This is a genomic window from Microbacterium sp. Be9, from assembly GCF_011754135.1.
GTDB lineage: Bacteria > Actinomycetota > Actinomycetes > Actinomycetales > Microbacteriaceae > Microbacterium > Microbacterium maritypicum_A.
This window is the reverse complement of the sequence record NZ_WNWT01000014.1, coordinates 1-519: the sequence shown is the minus strand read 5'-3', so window position 1 is coordinate 519 and position 519 is coordinate 1. Positions and strand designations below refer to the sequence as shown.

1 protein-coding gene is annotated in these 519 nt (G+C 67.4%); it reads right to left on the bottom strand.

Annotation, left to right across the window (positions count from 1 at the left end; all coding sequences use genetic code 11):
• A partial coding sequence (locus GLO27_RS19580) for a hypothetical protein (protein ID WP_208324005.1) occupies positions 1-500 on the bottom strand: 500 nt, incomplete at its 3' end.
• Positions 501-519: the final 19 nt, after the last annotated feature.

The following is a 519-nucleotide window of genomic DNA, read 5'->3' as shown; positions in this document are numbered from 1 at the left end:
CCCAGACCCGTGCGGATCTTCGTGACAGCGGTCCGCGGATGCGTGGCCGTCGTCGCCGGCACATCCGTCGACACCGCATCAACCTCGATCGCCACGACCGTCGACTGCCCCGTCTGATTCTGGTCGACCGTGCGACGCCCACCCGCCGGAACCGGGATCGCCGTCTCCGGACCACCCGCGACCGAATACGTGACATCCATCGGCTGCTTACCGGCCTTCACACCGAACGATGCCGCGATCTCCAGGTTCAACACCGCCGGACGGAACACCGTCTCGAAACACACCTTCGCCTTCTTGCCCGCGTTCTCGAACTCCACCTCGATCAGCCCGGCCGCGACCGGAACCGGGACCGGACACGTCACCACCCGCAACCCGCCGTTGCCGTCCTTCAGAACGATGCCCGCGGCCGCACCCACCGACGCCCCATCCGGATACGCCCCCGACTCCACCAGGAACCCCGGAGCATCATCCGCCACCGCCGACGACACAGGAACCGACACGAGCAACGCCGACACCAAC